19 protein-coding genes and 1 pseudogene are annotated in these 19,845 nt (G+C 70.7%); 7 read left to right on the top strand and 13 right to left on the bottom strand.

Going from position 1 to position 19,845, the window contains the following annotated elements; translation table 11 throughout:
* Nucleotides 1–218: 218 nt before the first annotated feature.
* On the top strand, nucleotides 219–1,784 hold the full coding sequence (locus tag F6W97_RS00400) for a golvesin C-terminal-like domain-containing protein (protein ID WP_155368056.1): 1,566 nt from the start codon (nucleotides 219–221) through the stop codon (nucleotides 1,782–1,784).
* A gap of 89 nt (nucleotides 1,785–1,873) precedes the next feature.
* Here F6W97_RS00400 and F6W97_RS00395 read toward each other — a convergent pair whose 3' ends face one another.
* Both F6W97_RS00395 and F6W97_RS00390 read right to left on the bottom strand, forming a co-directional pair.
* The gene (locus F6W97_RS00395) at nucleotides 1,874–2,932 is read right to left on the bottom strand and encodes an enoyl-CoA hydratase/isomerase family protein (protein ID WP_155368055.1); all 1,059 of its coding nucleotides are present in this window, start codon (nucleotides 2,930–2,932) and stop codon (nucleotides 1,874–1,876) included.
* Nucleotides 2,933–3,136: 204 nt separating this feature from the next.
* The gene (locus F6W97_RS00390; protein ID WP_196278907.1) at nucleotides 3,137–4,369 is read right to left on the bottom strand and encodes a poly(ethylene terephthalate) hydrolase family protein; all 1,233 of its coding nucleotides are present in this window, start codon (nucleotides 4,367–4,369) and stop codon (nucleotides 3,137–3,139) included.
* A 473-nt stretch (nucleotides 4,370–4,842) separates the two neighbouring features.
* On the opposite strand from F6W97_RS00390, the gene F6W97_RS00385 reads away from it, so the two are divergent.
* Together F6W97_RS00385 and F6W97_RS00380 are read left to right on the top strand one after the other, a co-directional pair.
* Nucleotides 4,843–6,075, top strand: a complete 1,233-nt coding sequence (locus tag F6W97_RS00385) for a chymotrypsin family serine protease (RefSeq protein WP_155368053.1) — start codon at nucleotides 4,843–4,845, stop codon at nucleotides 6,073–6,075.
* Between the two features lie 63 nt (nucleotides 6,076–6,138).
* Nucleotides 6,139–6,645: a hypothetical protein gene (locus F6W97_RS00380; protein WP_155368052.1), complete on the top strand. Its 507-nt coding sequence runs from the start codon at nucleotides 6,139–6,141 to the stop codon at nucleotides 6,643–6,645.
* 80 nt (nucleotides 6,646–6,725) lie between these two features.
* Here F6W97_RS00380 and F6W97_RS00375 read toward each other — a convergent pair whose 3' ends face one another.
* From F6W97_RS00375 to F6W97_RS00360, 4 genes and pseudogenes are all read right to left on the bottom strand, one after another.
* The gene (locus tag F6W97_RS00375; protein ID WP_155368051.1) at nucleotides 6,726–7,385 is read right to left on the bottom strand and encodes an MSMEG_1061 family FMN-dependent PPOX-type flavoprotein; all 660 of its coding nucleotides are present in this window, start codon (nucleotides 7,383–7,385) and stop codon (nucleotides 6,726–6,728) included.
* Between the two features lie 217 nt (nucleotides 7,386–7,602).
* Nucleotides 7,603–8,622 (bottom strand): MerR family transcriptional regulator, encoded by a 1,020-nt coding sequence (locus tag F6W97_RS00370; protein WP_155368050.1) that lies wholly within the window; start codon nucleotides 8,620–8,622, stop codon nucleotides 7,603–7,605.
* A gap of 6 nt (nucleotides 8,623–8,628) precedes the next feature.
* Nucleotides 8,629–9,297, bottom strand: a complete 669-nt coding sequence (locus tag F6W97_RS00365; RefSeq protein ID WP_155368049.1) for a HEAT repeat domain-containing protein — start codon at nucleotides 9,295–9,297, stop codon at nucleotides 8,629–8,631.
* A gap of 110 nt (nucleotides 9,298–9,407) precedes the next feature.
* A pseudogene (locus F6W97_RS00360) lies at nucleotides 9,408–9,566 on the bottom strand (response regulator transcription factor); the annotation flags it as partial.
* 44 nt (nucleotides 9,567–9,610) lie between these two features.
* Here F6W97_RS00360 and F6W97_RS00355 point away from each other — a divergent pair.
* Together F6W97_RS00355 and F6W97_RS41165 are read left to right on the top strand one after the other, a co-directional pair.
* Nucleotides 9,611–9,850 carry a hypothetical protein gene (locus F6W97_RS00355; protein WP_155368048.1) on the top strand — a complete coding sequence of 80 codons (240 nt, stop codon included), beginning with the start codon at nucleotides 9,611–9,613 and terminating at the stop codon, nucleotides 9,848–9,850.
* Nucleotides 9,847–9,972 carry a hypothetical protein gene (locus F6W97_RS41165; RefSeq protein ID WP_269059659.1) on the top strand — a complete coding sequence of 42 codons (126 nt, stop codon included), beginning with the start codon at nucleotides 9,847–9,849 and terminating at the stop codon, nucleotides 9,970–9,972. The genes F6W97_RS00355 and F6W97_RS41165 overlap by 4 nt, the downstream gene beginning before the upstream one ends.
* A gap of 154 nt (nucleotides 9,973–10,126) precedes the next feature.
* On the opposite strand, the gene F6W97_RS00350 is transcribed toward F6W97_RS41165, so the two are convergent.
* On the bottom strand, nucleotides 10,127–10,372 hold the full coding sequence (locus F6W97_RS00350) for a hypothetical protein (protein WP_155368047.1): 246 nt from the start codon (nucleotides 10,370–10,372) through the stop codon (nucleotides 10,127–10,129).
* A 68-nt stretch (nucleotides 10,373–10,440) separates the two neighbouring features.
* Here F6W97_RS00350 and F6W97_RS00345 point away from each other — a divergent pair, with 68 nt between their 5' ends.
* The gene (locus F6W97_RS00345; RefSeq protein ID WP_155368046.1) at nucleotides 10,441–11,073 is read left to right on the top strand and encodes a TetR/AcrR family transcriptional regulator C-terminal domain-containing protein; all 633 of its coding nucleotides are present in this window, start codon (nucleotides 10,441–10,443) and stop codon (nucleotides 11,071–11,073) included.
* Here F6W97_RS00345 and F6W97_RS00340 read toward each other — a convergent pair.
* The 3 genes from F6W97_RS00340 to F6W97_RS00330 all read right to left on the bottom strand — a co-directional run bounded on the left by F6W97_RS00340 (nucleotide 11,051) and on the right by F6W97_RS00330 (nucleotide 14,625).
* On the bottom strand, nucleotides 11,051–11,359 hold the full coding sequence (locus F6W97_RS00340) for a hypothetical protein (RefSeq protein WP_155368045.1): 309 nt from the start codon (nucleotides 11,357–11,359) through the stop codon (nucleotides 11,051–11,053). The two genes, F6W97_RS00345 and F6W97_RS00340, sit on opposite strands and share 23 nt — an antisense overlap.
* A 109-nt stretch (nucleotides 11,360–11,468) precedes the next feature.
* Nucleotides 11,469–12,578 carry a cyclase family protein gene (locus F6W97_RS00335; RefSeq protein ID WP_230686282.1) on the bottom strand — a complete coding sequence of 370 codons (1,110 nt, stop codon included), beginning with the start codon at nucleotides 12,576–12,578 and terminating at the stop codon, nucleotides 11,469–11,471.
* A gap of 88 nt (nucleotides 12,579–12,666) precedes the next feature.
* A complete protein-coding gene (locus tag F6W97_RS00330) occupies nucleotides 12,667–14,625 on the bottom strand; it encodes an ArnT family glycosyltransferase (protein ID WP_155368044.1) in 1,959 nt (652 codons plus the stop codon).
* Between the two features lie 296 nt (nucleotides 14,626–14,921).
* Between F6W97_RS00330 and F6W97_RS00325 the strand changes: the two genes are divergently transcribed.
* Complete coding sequence (locus tag F6W97_RS00325; protein ID WP_196278906.1) at nucleotides 14,922–15,740, top strand: glycosyltransferase family 8 protein; 819 nt, start codon at nucleotides 14,922–14,924, stop codon at nucleotides 15,738–15,740.
* Between the two features lie 118 nt (nucleotides 15,741–15,858).
* Here F6W97_RS00325 and F6W97_RS00320 read toward each other — a convergent pair whose 3' ends face one another.
* The 3 genes from F6W97_RS00320 to F6W97_RS00310 all read right to left on the bottom strand — a co-directional run bounded on the left by F6W97_RS00320 (nucleotide 15,859) and on the right by F6W97_RS00310 (nucleotide 19,205).
* Nucleotides 15,859–16,866 carry a LacI family DNA-binding transcriptional regulator gene (locus tag F6W97_RS00320; RefSeq protein ID WP_155368042.1) on the bottom strand — a complete coding sequence of 336 codons (1,008 nt, stop codon included), beginning with the start codon at nucleotides 16,864–16,866 and terminating at the stop codon, nucleotides 15,859–15,861.
* A 191-nt stretch (nucleotides 16,867–17,057) separates the two neighbouring features.
* The gene (locus F6W97_RS00315) at nucleotides 17,058–17,795 is read right to left on the bottom strand and encodes a peptidylprolyl isomerase (protein WP_155368041.1); all 738 of its coding nucleotides are present in this window, start codon (nucleotides 17,793–17,795) and stop codon (nucleotides 17,058–17,060) included.
* A 141-nt stretch (nucleotides 17,796–17,936) separates the two neighbouring features.
* Nucleotides 17,937–19,205 carry a M23 family metallopeptidase gene (locus F6W97_RS00310; RefSeq protein ID WP_230686281.1) on the bottom strand — a complete coding sequence of 423 codons (1,269 nt, stop codon included), beginning with the start codon at nucleotides 19,203–19,205 and terminating at the stop codon, nucleotides 17,937–17,939.
* Nucleotides 19,206–19,845: the final 640 nt, after the last annotated feature.

Raw genomic sequence — 19,845 nt, 5'->3', positions numbered from 1 at the left:
CGGGCAGAGCGAACAGCCCGAGCCCGGCTCCCCGGTCGGCCGACCGGGAGCCGTGGTGGGCGCGCACGGCGCGGCCCGTCCTCCGCAGGCTCCCGATCCCCATCGCTGATGTCCATCGATGTCAGGGGGGCGAAGATTCTTGTCAGGAAACTGCAACTAAGCGACACTTATCTACACGCGACGCATCACCACCTCGCCCCCTCCGACCAGGAGATGTCATGCGCCGACCAGCCCTCGCTGTCCTGCTTTCCGCCCTGCTCGCCCTCACGGGCACGGGTGCGCTGCCCACCGCCGCGACCGCGGTGCCCACCCCCGCCACGGTCGCCGTCGTAGCCGACGTCGGCACGCTGGCCACCACCTCCCTCGCGCCCGGCCTCACGCTGACCAGCACCTCCATCAGCGGGCCCAACCAGGTCAACATCCTGACCGCCAACCTGGCCGAGCCGACGCTCAAACCCCGATACCTCAACCCCGGCACCGTCGGCGCGACCGCCGCGTTGACCACCCAGGCCAACCGGGTCGGGGCGGTCGCCGCCGTCAACGGCGACTTCTTCGACATCGGTGAGACCGGCGCACCGCGCGGCATCGGCCTGGACGGCGGCACGCTCCTGCACGGCCCGGCCACGGGCTGGAACACCGTCGCGGCGCTCTACGCCAACGGGGCGGCCGGCCGCGGCGGGCTGGCCGAGATCTTCCTCGACGCGACCGTCACCCTGCCCGGCGGCGCACGGCTCACTGCCACGAACCTCAACTCACCGAACATCGCCGCCAACGGCATCGGGGTCTACAACCCGCTCTGGGGCGACGAGCCGCGCAGCAAGGTGCTCGACGGCGCCACCCGGTCCCGCGAGATCGAGGTGACCGGCGGGAAGGTGACGAAGGTCAGCACCACCCCGGGCGGCAAGGTGGCCAACGGGACCGTCGTCGTGCTCGGCGTGAACGCCGGCGCGGACGCCCTCGCCGGTCTCGCGGTCGGCGCCGCCGTCACCGTCAACTACGCGCCGCGGGGCGGCGACGGGGCAGCGCAGGTGGCGATCGGCGGCAACCTCGTGCTCGTCAAGGACGGCGTGGCCACCACCGTCTCGCACCCGAAGAATCCGCGCACCGCGGTCGGCTTCTCCGCCGACGGGCTCAAGATGTGGCTGGTGGTCGTCGACGGCCGCTCGACCGCGAGCGTCGGCATGACCTATGTGGAACTGGCCGCGTACATGAAGTCGCTGGGCGCCGACGACGCGATAAATCTCGACGGCGGCGGTTCGAGCACCCTGGTGGCGCGCATGCCCGGGGCCACGTCGACCTCCGTGCGCAACACGCCCTCGGACGGCGCGCAGCGCCCGGTCCCGAACGGCATCGGGTTCGTCTCGACGGCCCAGCCGTGGAGCACGACAGTCGACAACAGCACCGCGGGCAGGTTCACCGCCGGGGCCAACTGGGGCGCCTCCACCTACTCGACCGAGCGGTACGGCCCCGACTACCGTTTCGCCGACCCCGTGCTGGCCAGCGACGCCGCCTGGTACCGGGTGAGCATCCCGCAGACCGCCGACTACGAGGTGTCCGTCTGGTATCCGGCCAACGCCGGCTACAACGATGCGACGCCGTACATCGTGTCCACGACCAGCGGCAACCAGACCGTTCGGGTCAACCAGCGCGTCAACGGCGGCCGGTGGGTGTCACTCGGCGTGTTCCGCCTGGCCGCGGGCGACGCCAACGTGGTCGGGGTCAGCCGCTGGACGTCCGGCACCGGCTACGTGATCGCCGACGCGGTGCGGATCACCCGCGCCTGACGGTCGGGACAGCCGCCACCGCGTAGCCACGCGGGGCGGCTGTCTCCGCACGCGGCACCGGGTTCGTCGGCGACGCCGCGACCCGGTGCTCAGCCTGGTCCCGGTGCGGTCAGGTCGAGGTCGTCGGCGGTAGGCGCGAAGTAGCCGGCGACGGTGTCGGCGTCGACGTCGGCGAGGACGGCCGGGTGCCACCGGGGGCTGCGATCCTTGTCGATGATCTGGGCGCGTACCCCTTCGGCGAAGTCCGCCGACCTCAGCATCGCCGCCGACAGCCGGTACTCCTGCGCCAGTGCGGCTTCCAGTGACGGCAGCCGCGCGGCGGCGCGCAGCGACCGCAAGGTGACCGTCACCGCGGTCGGCGACCTGGTGGCGATCACCTCCGCGGCCGCGCGTGCACCCGGGGCCGGATCGGACCTCAGCCGGTCGACGATCTCGGGTACGGAGTCGGCGGCGTAGCACCGGTCGATCCACTCCCGGCAGCCGGCCAGTTCGCCGCCCGGCGGTGCGAGTTCGTGCGCGGCAACGGCGCCGTCGGCGTCGGCGTCGGCGTCGGCCAGCGCCTTGACCAGCTGTGGCAGCCGTTCGGCGGGCACGAAGTGGTCGGCGAGCCCGGCGTGGACGGCGTCAGCGGCCCCGACGGACGTCCCCGTCAGGGCGAGGTGTGTGCCGACCTGACCGGGTGCGTGCGACAGCAGCCAGCTGCCTCCCACGTCGGGGTGGAAGCCGATGCCGACCTCCGGCATCGCCAGCCGCGATCGTTCGGTGACGATCCGCACGCGTGCGTGTGCCGAGATCCCGATGCCGCCTCCCATCACCAGGCCGTCCATCCAGGCCACGACGGGTTTGCGGTATCGAGCGACAGTGGCGTCGAGCCGGTATTCGCGGGCCCAGAAGTCCAGGGAGGCGCTCCCGCCGGACACCGCGTCGGCGTGGATCGCGCGGATGTCGCCTCCCGCGCAGAGCCCTCGGTCGCCGGCCCCGGTGATCAACACGGTCCGGACCTGGTCGCCGGTGGCCCACAGGTCGAGCGTCCGCTGCATGAGCATGACCATCTCGGTGGTCAGCGCGTTGATGGCCCGCGGCCGGTTGAGGGTGATCCGGCCCAGTCGGCCGGTGATCTCGGTCAACACGACGGGCGAGCCGTTCACGGGGCGGCCTGCCTGGTGTGGACCGACTCGGGTGCGACAACATGCATGAACTGGTCGACGCCTTCCAGGTTGGTGAACGCACAGCTCAGGGACGGTGTCCGAGGCAGGGTCGGATGAATGATCTTACCGTTGCGCTGCCGCCGCCGTCACCGCGGCCGCCCCGTCGCCGTGAGGACGGGGCGGCATCGTGCGGTCAGCGCGCCGTCACCAGTTCTTGTAGGCGACTTCGCCCAGGTTGCAGAAGGTGCAGTCGGACCTCAGGAAGTTCTCCGTGCGACGGAACTCCTCGTCGGCCAGGTGCCACCGCAGCCAGGCGGTGATGATGTGCTGGGCGTTGCGGGTGGCCATGATGTGGTCGGTGTTGTCGAGGATGTTGAACCACACCGGCACCCGGGTGTTGGTGTAGTCGCGCTCGACGTTCGAGGTGGCAAAGTCGCCGTCGCCGCCGATGTAGAGGGCCGGGTTGCGCAGACTGCTCGGCCCGTTGCCGTCGAATGAGCCGCCGGCGACGTGGATCGTGGTCTTCAGCCGCGGCTCACTCGCCACGTCGAATGTCCCGATCGAGCCTCGGGAATGCCCGCCGAAGGCCACCTCGGACAGATCGAGATCCTGGTACAGCGGGCTGCTCGACCTGGCATTCTCGTCCTCCAGCCAATCAAGGGCGTCGACCATGTAGTCGCCGCTGCTGGAGGAGACCTCGCTGTAGACGACAAACCCGTGCGAGGCCCACTGGCGCAGCATGTCCTCGTAGGCGGCCGGGTCGGACCCCGCACCCGGGCCCCAGACGAAGACCGGGTGATCCACCCCGTTCTGGCCGGCGTTCGTCGGGTACACCAGCCACCCGTCGTCGCCGGGTCCGGCGGTCTGGTCGATGGTCACCGCGTACGGTCCAGGCCTCGTCACGTCGCTCACCGGGGGCAACGAGCCGCCAGGTGAGCCGGTCGGTGAACCGGTTGGGCTCGGACCGCCGACAGGGTCGCCCTGAACGAGCACGTTGTCGACGGTCAGCGTCTCCAGGATGCTGCTGGCGTCCAGCGAGAACCGCAGCCGCAGGTCGCGGCCGTTGACCGAGGCCGGCAGGTTGAACGACACCGCGCCGGTGGCCGTGCGGGCGGATTCCAGCGTGGCGAACGAGCCGCCGTCCACCGAGTAACCCACGGTGAAGCTCTCGCCGAGGTCGAGCCCGGACGCCGCCCGCGTGTACGACACCGTCACCCCGCTGTATCCGATCAGGCGGATGGGCGCGGACGTCATGGACGGGTCAGCGATCAATGATGCCGCCAGCCGGGCGCTGCCCGCACTGTTCGTGACGGAGCCGGACGTGGTGAAGGCGCCCAGCCCGCTGGTGAAGGTCTCGCTGTAGATCGAGGTGGCGGCGGAGGCGGCGGGAGGCATGACAGCCAGGACGGCGCCCAGGGCGAGGAGACTGATGGACACCGCACCGAGGGCTCGGAGTCGGCGGCTGGTGCGAGACATGTCGGAGATCCCTTCTGCAAGCGCCTGATCGAATGTGCCGGCGCTGTTCTGTCGGATGCGCGAGACGCGCCTGCTCCCGATGGCCAAGGATCAGACTCGATCGGCAGGCGTCGATTCCAGCAGAAACCTCCCACCCGGGAATCGGCAAAATGACCAGTACGGGCCGCGTGGTAAGCGACTCAGGCGCAGGCGCTGTCGGCAAGCTCGGAGCCGCCGAAGCGCACCGGTCGCCGTCCGCTGCCCACGGATGAGGGCGATCCGGCCACTGCTCGCCGCAGACAGTGACGCCGAAAGACAGGGTTCCCCGTCGATCCACTTGGACCGGTCCGTGACGGGGGCAGCGGAATACGACGCATCTCGATAACCTGTGTCCGCATTAGACAAGATCAGGTGTGACGCGGTCCGCGGCATGCCGTTCGACACGGGGAGAACTGTTGAGAAGGAAAACGCCGAGACTCGCGCTCACGGCGCTGGTCGTCGTCATGCCGTTCCTGGCGATCGCGCCACCCGCGACTGCCGACGACGTGCTCCGCCCCACCGTCATCACCGAACCCGTGCCCGGCGGTTTCAAGACCTGGGGTGAGCTGTTCGCCGTCCAGGAGCAGATGAACAGCGCGGCGCTGGCGATCACCACGGAGGCGGCGAAACTGCCCGACTCCGGCCTGGGCACGGTGATCGCCGCACCGGAGAACCGTCACCTGAAGATCTTCTGGAAGGGCGCGGTGCCGCAGTCCGTGCAGGCGGTTATCGACGCCGAGCGGCAGACCGTGCCCGTGAAGGTGCTGCCGGCGAAGTACACCCAGCGGGAACTCGCCGCCGGCGTCCGGCGTCTGACCGGCAATCCGGAGTTCGGGGAGGTGGAGTCGATGACCGATGCGAGCGGTGTGCTCGTGCGCCCGCGGGCCGGCCGCAGCGGTGACGCCAGGGTCCGGTCGCTCGCCGGCGATCCGGAAGTCACCGTGGTCATCGGCGAGGAGACCCACGGCCGCGCCTTCGTGTCACGCAACAACGACTCACCGCCTCACTGGGCCGGTGGCCGGACCTGGGACATGGCGTACAACGAACCGCTGTGCACGACGTCCTTCGCGATCAAGAAGGGAACCTCGTACTTCTCGCTCTATGCCCAGCACTGCATGAAGGGCGTCAACACCGCCGTCCACGACGGCGGCAAGGACCTGATCGGCTACGAACAGGGCGCGGACTACGAGTACGACACAGCCGTCATCTCCAGCTCCGTCGCTCTTCAGGGCCGGGTGTGGGACGGTCCCTGGAACAGCGTCTCGAACTGGAAGCTGGTGCAGGGCGCTTCCCCCACCAACAACGGGAACTGGGTCTGCACGTCGGGATCCGCCTCGGGCATCCGCTGCAGCATCCAGGTGCTGAACATCGACGTCCACGTCGGCACCACCGGACCGTTCGTCAGCGCTTACAGGACCGACGGAGCCAACGCGGTCGGCGAGGGCGACAGCGGCGGCCCCGTCTTCTCCCTGCCCTCCCCGGACAACGGCAAGGTCATCGCGAAGGGGGTCATCAGCGCCGGCCTCACGAACTACCCGGCCACCTGCACGGGCGACCTGTCGTTCGGCCGCGTCTGCTACAAGCGCTTTCTCTTCACCGACGTGTCAGGGGAGCTGTCCCGCCGAGGGGCGACGATCGTGACCGGATGACCACACCGGCCGGGCTGCCGAACGCCGGCGGCCCGGCCTCCACCGGATGAAGGAGTTCGGCCCATGAAGCGCCACCAGGTCACGGCAGCCGCACTTGCGGTAGCGGCCGTGCTTTCGGTCGCCGCCTGCGGGGAGTCGAGCCCTCCCGCGGGCCAGGAGCAGCTCGACGGCATAGCCGACGCGGTGACGGCCGTCGGCAAGCAGCGTTTTCCGGACGTGTTCGCGGGGGTCTTCACTGACGTCCCGGCGGGCCGGGTGATCGTGTGGCGTAAGAGCTCCGCGGAGTTCGATGCCGCTGTGGCCGCACAGCCGTGGGCGGCGCAGGTCCGGCTGCGCGACGCGGCCCATTCGGCGGGCGAGCTGGCGCAGGTGCGCACGACGGTCACGGCGGACGACGCGTACTGGCGCTCGCGAGGCCTCGAGCTGAACCTCATCCAGCTGCGGTACGACGGCGAGTGCGTCGAGGTCGGCACGATCGACCCCGACCGCGCCGAGACCGAGATGACGGCCAAGTACGGCGAGTCGGCGCCGCTCTGCTTCTTCGAATCGCAGGGCAGAGCGTTCCTGTGACACGACGCCGCGCGCGCTTCGACGATCCGGACCGTGTCCCCGCGGGAGACCGCGGCGAACCGCCGTCGCCGTGCGGCCCGTCACTCATACCGGTACTTCAGCGAGTCCGCCTCGGACTGCTCGATGTCGGCGATCGTCAGCTCCGGCATACGTAGCTGAGCCAGGGTCACCTCGGCTGAGGTCGGCTGGGCGTCCGCCGGCAGCCACTGCTCCGGCTGCCAGACCCCGCTGCGCAGCAGCGCCTTCGGGCAGTGCGGGTAGACCTCCTCGATCCCCAGCACCAGCGCGCTGGCCGGCGGTTTGCCCACGGCGGTCAGCTGCGACAGAAGTTCAGGGCGGGTGGAGACGCAGGCCCGGCCGTTGACCCTGAGGGTCGTGGTGCGTCCCGGGATGACGAACAGCAGGCCGGCCCGCCCGGTGGCGACCACGTTCTGCATGGTGTCCAGGCGCTTGTTGCCGGTCGCGTCCGGTATCGCCAACGTCCGCGCGTCCAGGACGGCGACGAAGCCGGCGGGGCCGCCGCGCGGCGTGACGTCACAGTTGCCCTCGGCGTCCACGCTGGCGACCAGGACCAGCGAGGAGCAGCCGATCAGCCGCCGGGTCTGCTCGGTGAGTTCGGTCATCTGCTTGCGCACGGCCGCGTCGCCGGGGAGTTCGTAGACCCGGCGCAGCGCCTCCCGGTCAGGAACGGCGTCCGATAGCAGTGAGTCGAAGGCACTGGCGGCATCCACTGACGTCATACCGCCGACCATATGGGACCGACCCCGTCAAGGTGGGCCCGGATGTCAACTACGCCGCGGGCTTCATCCACGCAGTCTCGGGCTCGCCCACCTCCGGCTGGGCCGGCTTCAGGATGCCGACCTGCACTACCGGCGATCATTGGAACGGTTGACACCGGCCGGCTCCACCGGGGGCGGTCCACAACCGCCGCCGAGGCGCCGACCCGCCCGCCGCGGATCAGCGTCCGCCACTGTCACCCGCGTCGCGCAGCCGGATGATGTACGCCGCAGTCAGCGCAACGCCACGGTCCTCGTCCTGTGCCAGCTCCGCCAGCGCGCGGGAGGCGGCGCTCCCGGGGATGCCGGCGAGCGCCTGGGTCAGCCGTCGGCGCGCCGACGAGTCTGCGGCACCGGAGTCGAGGTGGGCGACGAGCCCGGCGGCGATCCGATCCGCGCAGGCCGGGTCGCCGGCCAGGGCGCTCAGGGCGTCGGCCGCGTCGACGTCGTTCACCTCCGCCACGACCATGTCAATGAGCGTCGGGATGGTGTCCGCCACACCGTGCGGTCCGAGCGCCAGGGCCGCATACCTGCGGACCACGATGTCGGCGTTCGTGAGCGCGTCGTGCAGCAGGGTGTTCGCGGCATCGTTGCCGATCGCGGCGATGGCTTGGACGGCACGCTTGCGCACCGCGGCTTCTGCCGCGCCGAGGCCTTGCGCCAGCAGCGCCAGGCCGCCGTCGCCCGACCGGGCCAGCGCCCAGCGCAGGGCTCCGGCCACGTTCGGGTCGTCCTCGCTCAGCGCCGCCTCGACCAGTGCCTCCACCGGCATGGGGTCCCCTGCTGCCGAGGACAGCGCCGCGCGCTGGCGCCTGCCGGCGCTGTCCGAGCCCAGCGCCTGCAGCAGTGCGACGATCTGCAGGACGTCGTCCCAGCCGCTGGGCTCCGCGGCGCCGATCCGGCGCAGCCGGGTGAGCAGTTCCGTCTCGTTCGCGATGCGGTCGAGCGTCTGCCGGACGAGGTCGTCGACGAGGCTTGCGGGCGTGAAGTCGGGATCGTCGAGGGCGCGCCCGACCTCACGCAGCGACAGTCCGAGTGACCGCAGGCTCTCGATGTGGAAGATCCGCCGGATGTCGTCGGCGGAGTACTCCCGATAGCCGGTGCCGCTGCGCTCGGTCGGCCGCACCAGGCCCAGCGAGTCGTAGTGGCGGAGCATGCGGGCGCTGACCCCGGATCGCCGGGCCACCTCACCGATCAGCACTGCCGGTCATCCCTTCTCCCCCGCCGCGCCCAGGGCCGCGACACGTTTCGCCTGCTCGACAGCGAGCTGGAAGCCGGCGTCCGGGTCGAGCCACAGCTGTCGCGTGGCGAGCGCATGCCGGCGTACACCGGAGTCACGGTCCGTGCTCGCGGCGTGCACGATCGGCATGATCACCTCGCCGAGCGCGATCAGCGCACGGCTGAGGCTCAGCTGCGTCTCGCGCCCGCCGCGCCCGAGTTGCGTCGCCAGGACGGCCGCCAACTCGGATTGTCCCCCTTCGGGCACCAGCACCACGGCAGCTCGCCAGGCGCTCTGCGCCACCGTGTCGTCGGGGTCGGTCAGCAGCGCCCGGGTGATCGCCGGCCAGGCCCGCCGGTCCCCGATCTTGGAGAGCGTGTGCAGGGCCTGGCTGCGCGCCTGCGCATACTCCGAGCGGAGTTCATCGACGAGAATCGGGACCGTGACCGGCGGCGGCTGGCGGGTGAGCGCCCAGGTGAGCATCTCGCGTACGTAGAACTCGGGTTCGACGGCGCAACGCTCGATGAGCTTGGCGACGGATCGCGCGTCGGGGGTCGTGCCGACCGCCAGCGCCGCCCGCAGCCTGACCGACGGGTCGCGGTGCGCCAGCCCCCGGAGGGCCTGCCTCAGATTGGTGTCCTGCTCCTGCGTGGTCATGGCCACCTCCTACGCCGCAGTGAAGACCTTGTCACCGTGTCAAGCTCAAGCGAGCAGGCAGGTGCCACCAGCCGGGCGGGACTGAACCGGTCCGGCGGGGCGCCCGGCCGTCAATACGGAAGGCCACGGAATTGACCAGGCGCCGGGTCGGGGCTCGGAACCGTGCCGGGCACGACCAGGCCGCTCTGGTAGGCCAGCGCCACCGCCTGGGCGCGGTCGCGCAGCCCGAGCTTCATCAGCACCCGGCCGAGGTGCGTCTTGACGGTACGACGGCGGCGTCGGGGTCGGGGAGTTCTCCAAGCCCGTCGTCGGCGTGATCGGCAACCTGCCCGGCCAGTACGTCTGCACGTCCGGGGCGGCGACGGGCGCGCACTGCGACGTCGTCATCAACCTCACCAGCTTCGAGCACGTGCTCGCGCCGAGCGGGATCGTGGTGCGCTCGTCGCTGGCGACTCAGCAGCAGGGCAGGCCGGCGGTCGGCCTGGTGGCAGCGGCGGGCCGGTCTTCGTCGTCACCGCCGCCGACGCGGGCAAGGTCAAGGCCACCGGCATGATCAACGGCGGGGTCCCGCAGACCAACTGTGAGAGCTTCGGCAGCACCTGCTTCGTGCAGGTCACCTTCACCAACATCTACTACGTGCAGGCCGCGCACGACGTCTACGTCAAGACGTCCTAGCGCCTGCGATCTCCTGAGATCGGCGCGGTGAGGGCGGCGACGGGGTGGCTTCGACCTGCTGGAAGCCGAATGACCACCTCGTCGTCACCGGCTGCGGACCCGGGAGTCCTCGTGGCGAGGATGCCACCGATCTCCCGCGGCACCGCCGCCTTGATCACAGCTCCCGGCCGAAGAACGCCGCGACCCGGCGCTGCCAGGCCGGCATGAACCGGGGAGGACGGCCGGACGAGTGGTTCCTCCGGTGGTCCGGCGAAGGGTGAGAGGCGACGCCGCGGCGGCGCGCGCGGCCCTGGACCGCCGTGCCCTGGTGCCCGGCCGGCCGCTCGGCGTGCGCGGGGACTCCCGGAATGCGATGTGTCGCCCGGTGCAGCAGGCCGCGGAACGAGTGTTTGTCCGTCATCCCATCTCCCTCTCTATCAGTGATAGAGAGACTCTAGCACTGATAGAGTGCCCAAGGGAGGTAGTGAGTTGGCACTGGACCGACAGCGGATCGTCGCCGAGGCCGTCGCCCTGCTGGACGCCGAGGGTCTCGACGGCGTGACGACGCGCAGACTCGCCGCGCGGCTGGGCGTGCGATCGCCGACCCTCTACTGGCATCTGCCCAACAAGGCGGCGCTGGTCACCGCGATCGCCGACGCGATCCTCGACCAGGAGTTCGGCGACCTGTCGCCGCCCGAGCCGGATCAACACTGGCCGGACTGGCTGAGCGGCCTCGCCGAGCGGCTGCGCCGGGCGCTGCTCGCCCATCCCGACGGCGCCCGGGTCATCTCCGCCGCCCAGCTCTCCGCCACCATGGCAGCGATCTCCGAACTGGCGATGAGCACCCTGGTGGCGCGCGGCCTGCCGCTGCGAGAAGCCCGCGTGATCGTCCTGACCGTCGAGCGCTTCACGGTCGGCCACGTGCTCGAAGAACAGTCCCCCCGCCCGGACGCCGAGGCGCTGAAAGACTTCGACCTGACCGCGTTCACCGAACGGCACCCGACCGCGGTGGCCGCGATCACCGAGTACTTCCGCCCTGGCCGCACCGTGGACGACCTGTTCCGCGACTGCCTGGAGGTGGTCATCGCGGGCGCCGCGGTCAAAGCCGGGACCGCCTCCTGACCCGCCTCGCCGACACTGAGGGCACGACCGCCTGGTTTCTCACGCCGTGGGCGCCGGTGGCCGGCGAGGTCGCGCACAGACAGGGCGGCGTGCGCGACCGCCCGTTGAACGGGGTCGGAGAGATCTTCTCCTCGAAGCTCTCCTCCGGCGGAGCCTCGCGCGGCGGCCCGGGGTAGGGGCCGAGGCCGCGCTCGGCGAGGGCACGGTCGAGCAGTACGCGGATGCCGGACGTGATCTCGTCCTGGGCCCAGCTGTCAGGCCCGATGTCGACCAGGTGGATACCCACGCGGGCACGGTACCGACCTGGCACGACGGAGTCGAGGGCTGACCTGAGCGGGCGGCCCTGGCCGGCACGTCCAGCACCGCCTGTCTTCGGCCGGGCGGACGTGCCGCGGTCAGAACGTGGCGATCGGGTTGACCGGGCTGCCGGACGTACCGGCGAAGCGGACCGGCGCGACTGCGAGGTGGAAGTCCCATTGGCCGAGCTCGGCGGCCGTCTTCGCGCACTGCTCCAGGTCACAGTTGTCGAGCATCCACAGGCCCATGGCGACGAGGCTCACGGCGTGAACCGGCATCAGGACGTCCGGGTACCCCGACGGCTGGACGTCCTGGGGGGTGTCGGCGCCGATCAGCGCGACCTGGCGTTCATGCAGCCAGGGCAGGCAGGAAGCGTGCCAGCCGGCCTGCGTGAAACCGCCGGCCGCACCGTTCTCGTGCCGGAAGCGGCCGTAGCCGGTGCGCAGGAGCACCGCGTCGCCGGGTCGCACCCGGACACCTTGGCGACGCTCGGCCTCCTCGAGATCTTCGGGAAACACCCCCTGCCCCGGCTCCAACCAGGGCACGTCCCGGACCCCCGCGATGTCCAGCAGGACACCACGCGTGATGATGCCGTTCGCCGCCGCCGTGACGGCCGCCCACGCCGAGCCTGTCGCGCCGTCGACCAACGAGTGCGACCGCCCGTTGTACATCGTGCCGTCCCAGAAGATGTGGCACGGCGAGTCGACGTGGGTGATGGTGTTGCCGTGGAACGCGATGCCGAGCTGCTCGGACGAGAAGCCCCAGCGCCGGTCGGCGTGGAACGCGGCCACCGGCATGTTCTCGGCACCGGGCATGTCGGCCGCGCACGGGCATGTCGTCGTCGACCGCTCCATGTCTTCCGGCACGGCGACCTCCCATGCGCACGACACGCTCCTGCCGTGGCGCACGGCCCGCGCCGCCGCCAGCCGGACGTCGTCGGTGATGTGGTTCAGCGTCCCGAGTTCGTCCTCGCCGCCCCACCGCCCCCAGTTCGACAGCGTGTCGAAGTACCCGAGTACGTCGTCCTGTGTGGGCATCGGTCGCTTGGCCGTCATCCCAGCATCGACTCCTCCGGTCACGCGGTCCGAGGCATCGCGGGGTGGCGCATCCCGCCCTCTCCTTCGACATGCCCAGGCCCGCTCATGAGCTGCCATGACACTACATCGGTGGGCCGACAGCGGGCCGGTCGGGACGATCTCGGCATCCACATCGACCGCACTTTCACCCTTGCCGAGGCGCCCCGCAGCGGTGAACGGCCCTGCGGGGCGTCCTGCATTTCGGAGCGCTCGGCCTGGCTCAGCGAGTCGCGCAGTCGTGGACCTGCGTGCCGTTCGCGTCGATGGCGACGCAGTGGGCGGTGACCCAGGTCGCGACGGCAGTGGCGTTGCCTTCGCCACCGCCGCGGTCGCCGGCCGCGAACCTGTTGAAAGGCACGCCTCCGCCGATCAGGACGTACCGCAGCTCGCCGGCGGTGATGAGCTGTTCGAGGCGGTCGACGGTGGGGAACGGCACCCGGCCGGAGAAACCGCCCAGCGGCAGGACCGATGCGCCCGCGCGGAGGTACGGCAGGGCCTGCAGGCCTTGGGCGGCGAACAGGTAGGTGCGGCCGGGCTGGCTGCTCTTCAGGTATTTCAGCAGCGCTCTGGTGTCTTCGCCGGGTGTGTCGCTGACGTTCGGAGCGAAGCCGCCGTCCCCGGACGGGCTCGCGGGCGCGGGCCCGTCCGCGCTAGCGGACCCGCCCACAGGCGGCATTCCGGTCGGCGTGTCCGGGTCTGATCCGGCGCCGGACCCCTCGCCGTAGAGCCCTCCGGACCCGGGGAGGCGGGCGATGAGGCCAGGAGGGCCGCCTGTCCCGGAGTCGGTGCGCGGGCCGGCTGCCGGATCGGCCCCGCTCCCCCGGTACGCGCTGTCGACGCTGGACGCCGCCCAGCCGGCTGGTGTGATCACGCATGCGACGACACCGAAAACGGTGCTGACGGCGGCGATCCGGACGCTGCGCCTGATGCCGGCCGCCAAACCGAGCCGCCGGTAGCGGGCCCGCAGGGGCGGCACGGCGACCAGCCCGGCGACGGCCGGCACGGCGAGCACTGCGGCGGATGCTGCGAGCCAGGGCAGGAAGGTGCGGAAGTGCAGCGAAAGGTGGATCGTCCAGGCCATCGTGAACACGATGGTGGCGGGCAGGGCCCAGCTCCGCCGCCCGCCGCAGCGCCAGGCGGCCCACAGCGTGACGGCCCCGCCGCCGGCGAGCGCCGCGATCGCCGGGGCTGCTGCGATGACATAGAACTCGTGTGCCACCCGACCGCTGGAGAACGCCGCCGCGTGGGTGAACAGCCACAAGCCCCACATCAGGTAGCCGGCCCGGACCAGGTCGGTGCGCGGCGCCCGGCCCCGCCAGACGAAGCCGGCCGCCAGCCCCGCCAGGGCCAGCGGGTAGAGCCAGCCGACCTGCGGTGCGACGCCGTCGCTGAACATGAACGGCGATCCGCCGAGCTCGGGTCCGGCCTCGGCGCCGATGCTGTACCGGCTGAGGAGGTTGTACTGGAACACCGTGTAGAAGAGCGAGTTGTTGGGTGACCCGTCCGCGTACGGGCGGTACGTGGCGGGAAAGAGCATCACGGCGCTGACGTAGAGCAGCGATACGGCCACGGTGAACAGGCCGGCGAGGCCGAGCCGGCCGAGCCTGGCGCGCAGCGGCACCGGGGCGGCGATCAGGTACACGATGGCCAGCGCGGGCAGCACACCCCAGGCCTGCGCCATCTTCGTCTGGAATGCCAGTCCGACGAACAGCCCGGACAGCAGCAGGTGGCGCAGCCGGCCGTCGGCGACCGCACGGGTCCACGCGTCGGCGGCCAGCACCAGCAGCATGACCAGCAGCGTGTCGGAGATCTGGCTGCGGGCGAGCACAGCCACGACCGGTGTCGTCGCATACGCGCCGGCTGCCAGAATGCCGGCCGCCGGGCCCTGCCACCGCCGCACCGCCCGGTAGAGCACGAGGATGGTGACCACACTCTCGGCCACCTGCGGCAGGATCAGCGACCAGGTGTGGAAGCCGAACACCCGGGCGGACAGCGCCTGCACCATGAATGCGCCAGGCAGCTTGTCCACGGTGATGGAGGCTGCGGGGTCCAGGGCGCCGAAGACGAAGGCGTGCCAGCTCTCCGACATGCTCCTGACCGCGGCGGAGTAGTAGGGGTGCAGCGGGTTTCGCGACAGGCCCCACGCGTACAGCAAGGTGGCCGCTGTCGCGAGCAGCATCAGGGCCGGTCGCGCCCAACGAGGTTGGTCGGCCGGCGATCGCCAGACGGCAGCGACCAGCCGCAGGCAACGGGCAGGCGCAGCGCCGGCGGAAGCTGGGATAACCACACGACGGTTATATCGTGCATAGGCACCGAAATAGACCAAAGAAGGCTTCCCGCGGAGAGTCGCGCATGAGGTCGGAGTGTGGCAGCCGCGCAATTTCCCACGAACACAGTGCAATATTTCTACGTTTCGCGTGCCAGATTCCGATCGATGTATTCAGTTCTGCGGTTGTGTTCTGCTATACAGCCGGAGTGGATATTGCCTTCGCGTTCGACGAGACCTACGCCGGGCATGCGCGGGTCGCCCTGGAGTCGGTGCTCGACTGCCGGGAACGCGACGACATCACCTACTGGCTGCTGACCACCGATCAGGTCGCCAAGGAGCACGAACGCTCGCTGCAGCGCCAGCTCGCCGGGCGGGGGCGACTGCACCTGCTCACCACCGGTGACGCGTTCCGGTCCCTGCCGGTCGCCGAGCACGACGCGCTGGCCTGGCTCAGTCCCGGCATGTACCTTCGCCTGCTGTTGCCCGAGCTGATCGGCGACGGGCCGACCCGCCTGCTCTACCTGGACTCCGACGTCCACGTGTGCGGGGATCTGAGTCCGCTGTGGCAGGTGCCGTTGGACGGCGTGCCGCTGGCCGCGGTGCGTGATGCGTTCGGTGACCGCTTCGACGCCTTCGGCGGCATCCCCGGGTCGGGCCCGGAGCACCCGGACGATGCGCCCTACTTCAACTCCGGGGTCATGCTGATGAATCTGGCGAAATGGCGCGAGTCGCAGGTGACCGAGCGCTGCCTGGACTACCTGATCGAGCACGCGGACCGGTTGCGGTTCCCCGACCAGGACGCGCTGAACCTGGTCGCGTACCAGCGCTGGCTGCGGCTTCCGCCGCGCTGGAACAACATGGCCAGTTTCCTGCTGGAGCCGATGGACGAGGCGGAGCGCGCTGCGCAGGACGTGCGTGTCATGCACTTCGCCGGCCCGCGCAAACCCTGGACGGAGGGCTTCCGCCCAGGGTTTCGCATCCGGCGTCACCACACCCTCGCCGCCAGGGTCGCGGCCTACGGCTGAGTGCTGCCGCTCCAACGCCGGCACAGCCGCGTCACGGGGTCAGATCCAGGCGCAACGCCTCCGCGCGCACGTCGGCCAGGTCGTGGCGGCGCAGTGCCGCCCTGTGCCGAGGCGCTGCTCACGCGGCCGTCAGGCGGCCGGTGCTGTGGCGCAGCACGAGCTCGGCCGGGAACAGCTCACGGTGTCCGGGCGGCACGTCGCCGTGCAGCAGCAGCCGCACCGCGGCGGCGGCCATCTCCTCCACCGGCAGCCGCATCGTGGTCAGCGGCGGGTTCGCGCAGACCGCGGCGACGCTGTCGTCGAACCCGATGACGCTGACGTCCTCGGGCACGCGCCGACCACCGGCGGTGAGCGCCTGAACCACGCCTGCCGCCATGAGATCGCAGGCCACGAACACCGCGTCGAGGTCCGGGTGCAGTTCCAGCAGGCGCTGCAGGGCGTGGTAGCCGCCTTCGCGGGTGAAGGCGCCGTCGGCGCTGATCTCGGCCAGCCCCAACCGCTGGACGGCGCGCAGGTGCCCGATGCGCCGGTCGGCGGCGCAGGTGCTGATCGCCGGGCCGTGGATCGCGGCGATCCGGCGGCGGCCGAGGCGGTGCAGTTGCGTCACCGCCGTGTACGCCCCGCCGATGTTGTCGGCGACCATCGCCGGAACGGTGGCCGCCGTCGGCACCAGCGACACCACGCGGCGGCACAGGCGGTGGAACCGCGCGGCCAGGGGTGGGGTGATGTCGGACAGCACCGCGCCGAGGGTGACACCGGCGGCGATCTCGTCCAGCGTCTCCGCTGCCGTCTCGTGGCTCAGAGCGTGCACGCGCAGTTGCGCGCCGGTCCCCTCCAGCAGCGGCATCATCCCGGCCAGGACCCGGCTGTAGTACGGGTTCGAACCCAGCCAGCCGCCGGGCAGGTTGCAGGACACGGCGATCACGTCGACCACCCGGGGCCGGCCGGAAGCCAGCGCCCGCGCCGCCTCGTTGGGCCGGTAGCCGAGTTCGGCCACTGCCTCGCGCACCCGCGCCCGCAACGGTCCGGACGCCCCGGGCGCATTGTTGATCACACGCGACGCCGTGGCCCGGGACACGCCCGCCACCCTCGCGACGTCATCGATCGTCGGCTTGGACCTGCTCATCTGGCACCTGCACCCTCCGCCGCGTCCGGGGATAGCGGTATCCCGACGATACGGGCGAGAGCGCTCTCACAGGAAGCACCGAGTCCATGGTGAACACTCGAGAGATCGGCAGAAATACCTCGGATGTGCCGCTGGGCCGGCACCAGTTCGGCCCAGCGGCACATCTTCAGCCGGTGCAGGCTCGGGTTCGTTCAGCAGATCGGCAGCGGGAACAGGTGCACGCAGGCGCGCTGGATGTCGGCGGTCAGCGCGGGTGCGCCGTCCACGGGCGCCGGGTCTTCGGTAGTCGGCTGGATCCCGCCGGCGGCGATCGCGTCCAGGGCGGCCATGCCGGCTTCGTCGATGGTGCCGAAGACGGTGTAGTTGGGCCGCAGGATCGAGTCGGCGTAGACCAGGAAGAACTGGCTGCCATTGGTGTTCGGCCCGGCGTTGGCCATGGCCAGGGTGCCGCGCGGGTAGTAGACGCGGTCGGGCCGGTCGGGCACGGGCGGCAGGTCGGTGGGCAGCTCGTCCTTGTACTGGTAGCCGGGGCCGCCGCTGCCGGTTCCGGACGGGTCACCGCACTGCAGCACCTTCAGCGTCGGATACGCCGTCAGCCGGTGGCAGCTGGTGTTGTGGTAGAACCGGTGCAGGATCAGGTGCTCGAAACTCTGCACGGTACACGGGGCCTTGGCGGCGTCCAGCGTCATCGTGATCTTGCCGTGGCTGGTGTTGAGCACGACGTGGGTGTTCCAGGTCTGCTGGTGTCGCGGGTCGAAGGGCAGCCCGACCGGCCGCGCCGGCGGGTCGTCGGGGGTTTCGGCGTACTGGCAGGGGCCCTTGGTGGTCCGGGGTGCCGGGTCGGCCGCGGCAGGAGTGGCGGTGGCCACGGCGGACAGCAGCCCGGCGACGAGTCCGGCGACGGTGAACCGGATCAGATTGTTTCGCATATAGACAGATATACATGAGACTTGTCATCTCGGCAGCCCGGGAGCACCACTACGGAGATGCAGCCAGGGAGGAGATGCCGCCACCACGGCCGGGGCCACGGTCCCGTTCGGGGAAGATCGGACCGCGGCCCCGGCCGGAGTTCAGGAGGCGTAGAGGTACTTGACTCCGCTGAGGGTCAGCACGCTGATCCGGGTGCCGCCGACGTTGGTGTTGAGGTTGCGCCAGGCGTTGTTGCTGGCCGCTTCGTGCACGTATCCGCCGACCGTGGTGTAGATCAGCTTGACGCCGTTGAGGTTGGTCGCGGCGATGGTGTTGGTGGGGATGCCGGAGATGCCGGTCCAGTTGTTGGCCCAGCCACTGGCACTGGACGCCTCGTACACCGAGCCGCCGTTGAGCACGTAGAGGATCTTCGTGGTGCCCACGGTCATCGCGGCGACGGCCGAGCCGGGCACGCCCGTGTTGAGGTTGCGCCAGCCGTTGGCGCTGCTGGCCTCGTGCACGTACCCGCCGACGATGCTGTAGATGTACTTGACCCCGGACACCTGGATCGCCGCGATCGAGTTGTTGGCGACCCCGCCGATACCGGTGTTCAGGTTGCGCCAGGCGTTGTTGCTGGCCGCCTCGTGCACATACCCGTCGACGACGTTGTAGATCAGCTTGACGCCGTTGACGTTGAGCGCGGCCAGCGCGGTGCCCTGAGCTCCGACGACGCCGGTGTGCAGGTTCCGCCAGCCGTTGCTGCTGGCCGCCTCGAAGATCATGCCGCCGTTCAGGCTGTACAGGATCTTGGCGCCGTTGAGCCCGATGGCCGCCGTGGCGACCCCGGTGACCGGTCCGGCGGCGCCGGACACCGCCTGCGGCCGCCAGCCGTTGTTGCTGGCCGCCTCGTACACCTGCCCGGCGGCAGAGCCGCAGTTGGCGCTGGTGACGTTGCGTGGCGAAGCACCCTCGTTGATGCCGGAGGGCACGCCGTTGAACCAGGCCTCGGTGTTGACGCCGTCGCGGGACACCTCGTAGTGCAGGTGCGGTCCGGTGGAGTTGCCGGTGCTGCCGACCCGGGCGATCGGCTGGCCGCCGATGACCTGCTGCCCGACGCCGAGCGGCGACTGCTCGATCAGGTGGTAGTAGGTGGTGCGCCAGCCGTTGCCGTGATCCAGCTTCACGTAGTTGCCGCCGAGAGGTGTGGTGCCCTTGCTCGCGACCGCCCCGCCGAACGGGGCGACGATGGTCCGGCCGCTGCTGCCACCGCCGGTGAAGGTCATGTCGATGTTGTAGGCGCCGTGACCGACGTAGGTGGCCAGCTGCCACGTCTCCCCGCACGGGAACGGCAGCTGGAAGAACGGCATCGGGCCGGCCGCGCGGGCGGGTCCTGCCCCGACCGCGAGCACGGCAAGCAGGGTCGCGCACACGCCCGCGAGGGCGCGCGAAAGTCCTCTGATCAAGGGGTGCCTTTCGGTGAGGCCCGGCCGCCGGGGCCGTGGCATCCGGGGATGGCACGCAGGTCACGACGCGGCTAGGGACCTGATCGACCGCGGCAGATCGTTGCGCAGGCGGATGCTAAGGCCGCACGCGTACAACCGGTGTACAACGCGGCACAGCGGGGCCAAGACGACGGGCGGCTTGGTGGGCCGAGCAGTTCACGTGAACGACACAGGTGAATCATCACTGCGCGCTGCCGGCGGCGATATGCTCCGACGGTCACTCGCAGTGTCGGTAAGACCGCGCGATGCAACGCAGCTCGCCGGCCGTATGCCCCACCAGAAAGGGCGCCGTGATCAGCGAAGCTCAGGATGCTCAAGCCGCGCGCAGGCAGATCGCCGCTGCCGCGGCTCTCCTGTCCCAACATCGACCCGCCGGTGACCGGATGTGCGTCTGCGGCCGTGAACTGCCCTGCAGCGTGGCCATCGCCTGCACCCGCACCCGCGAGCGCCATGCGAGTGCGCTGGCGATGCTCCACGAGACCATGGTGCTGCCCGTTGTCGCCCCACGGAACGGAGCCGAGTCCGCCTCGATCGGGGGCCCGTCGCGGTAGCCGTGGTCGCTGCCGGC

Origin of the sequence: Catellatospora vulcania (assembly GCF_009720385.1) — a bacterium.
GTDB classification, from domain to species: domain Bacteria; phylum Actinomycetota; class Actinomycetes; order Mycobacteriales; family Micromonosporaceae; genus Catellatospora; species Catellatospora vulcania.
Note: the sequence above shows the minus strand (reverse complement) of the source record. Positions and strands in the feature narration are given on the sequence as shown.

What these genes read in the sequence shown, in the direction of transcription:
- F6W97_RS00400 (WP_155368056.1), top strand. Translation starts at nt 219, where the DNA reads ATGCGCCGACCAGCCCTCGCTGTCCTGCTTTCCGCCCTGCTCGCCCTC.
- F6W97_RS00380 (WP_155368052.1), top strand. Translation starts at nt 6,139, where the DNA reads ATGAAGCGCCACCAGGTCACGGCAGCCGCACTTGCGGTAGCGGCCGTG.
- F6W97_RS00375 (WP_155368051.1), bottom strand. Translation starts at nt 7,385, where the DNA reads ATGACGTCAGTGGATGCCGCCAGTGCCTTCGACTCACTGCTATCGGAC.
- F6W97_RS00330 (WP_155368044.1), bottom strand. Translation starts at nt 14,625, where the DNA reads ATGCTGCTCGCGACAGCGGCCACCTTGCTGTACGCGTGGGGCCTGTCG.
- F6W97_RS00315 (WP_155368041.1), bottom strand. Translation starts at nt 17,795, where the DNA reads ATGCGAAACAATCTGATCCGGTTCACCGTCGCCGGACTCGTCGCCGGG.
- F6W97_RS00320 (WP_155368042.1), bottom strand. Translation starts at nt 16,866, where the DNA reads ATGAGCAGGTCCAAGCCGACGATCGATGACGTCGCGAGGGTGGCGGGC.
- F6W97_RS00365 (WP_155368049.1), bottom strand. Translation starts at nt 9,297, where the DNA reads ATGACCACGCAGGAGCAGGACACCAATCTGAGGCAGGCCCTCCGGGGG.
- F6W97_RS41165 (WP_269059659.1), top strand. Translation starts at nt 9,847, where the DNA reads ATGATCAACGGCGGGGTCCCGCAGACCAACTGTGAGAGCTTCGGCAGC.
- F6W97_RS00350 (WP_155368047.1), bottom strand. Translation starts at nt 10,372, where the DNA reads ATGACGGACAAACACTCGTTCCGCGGCCTGCTGCACCGGGCGACACAT.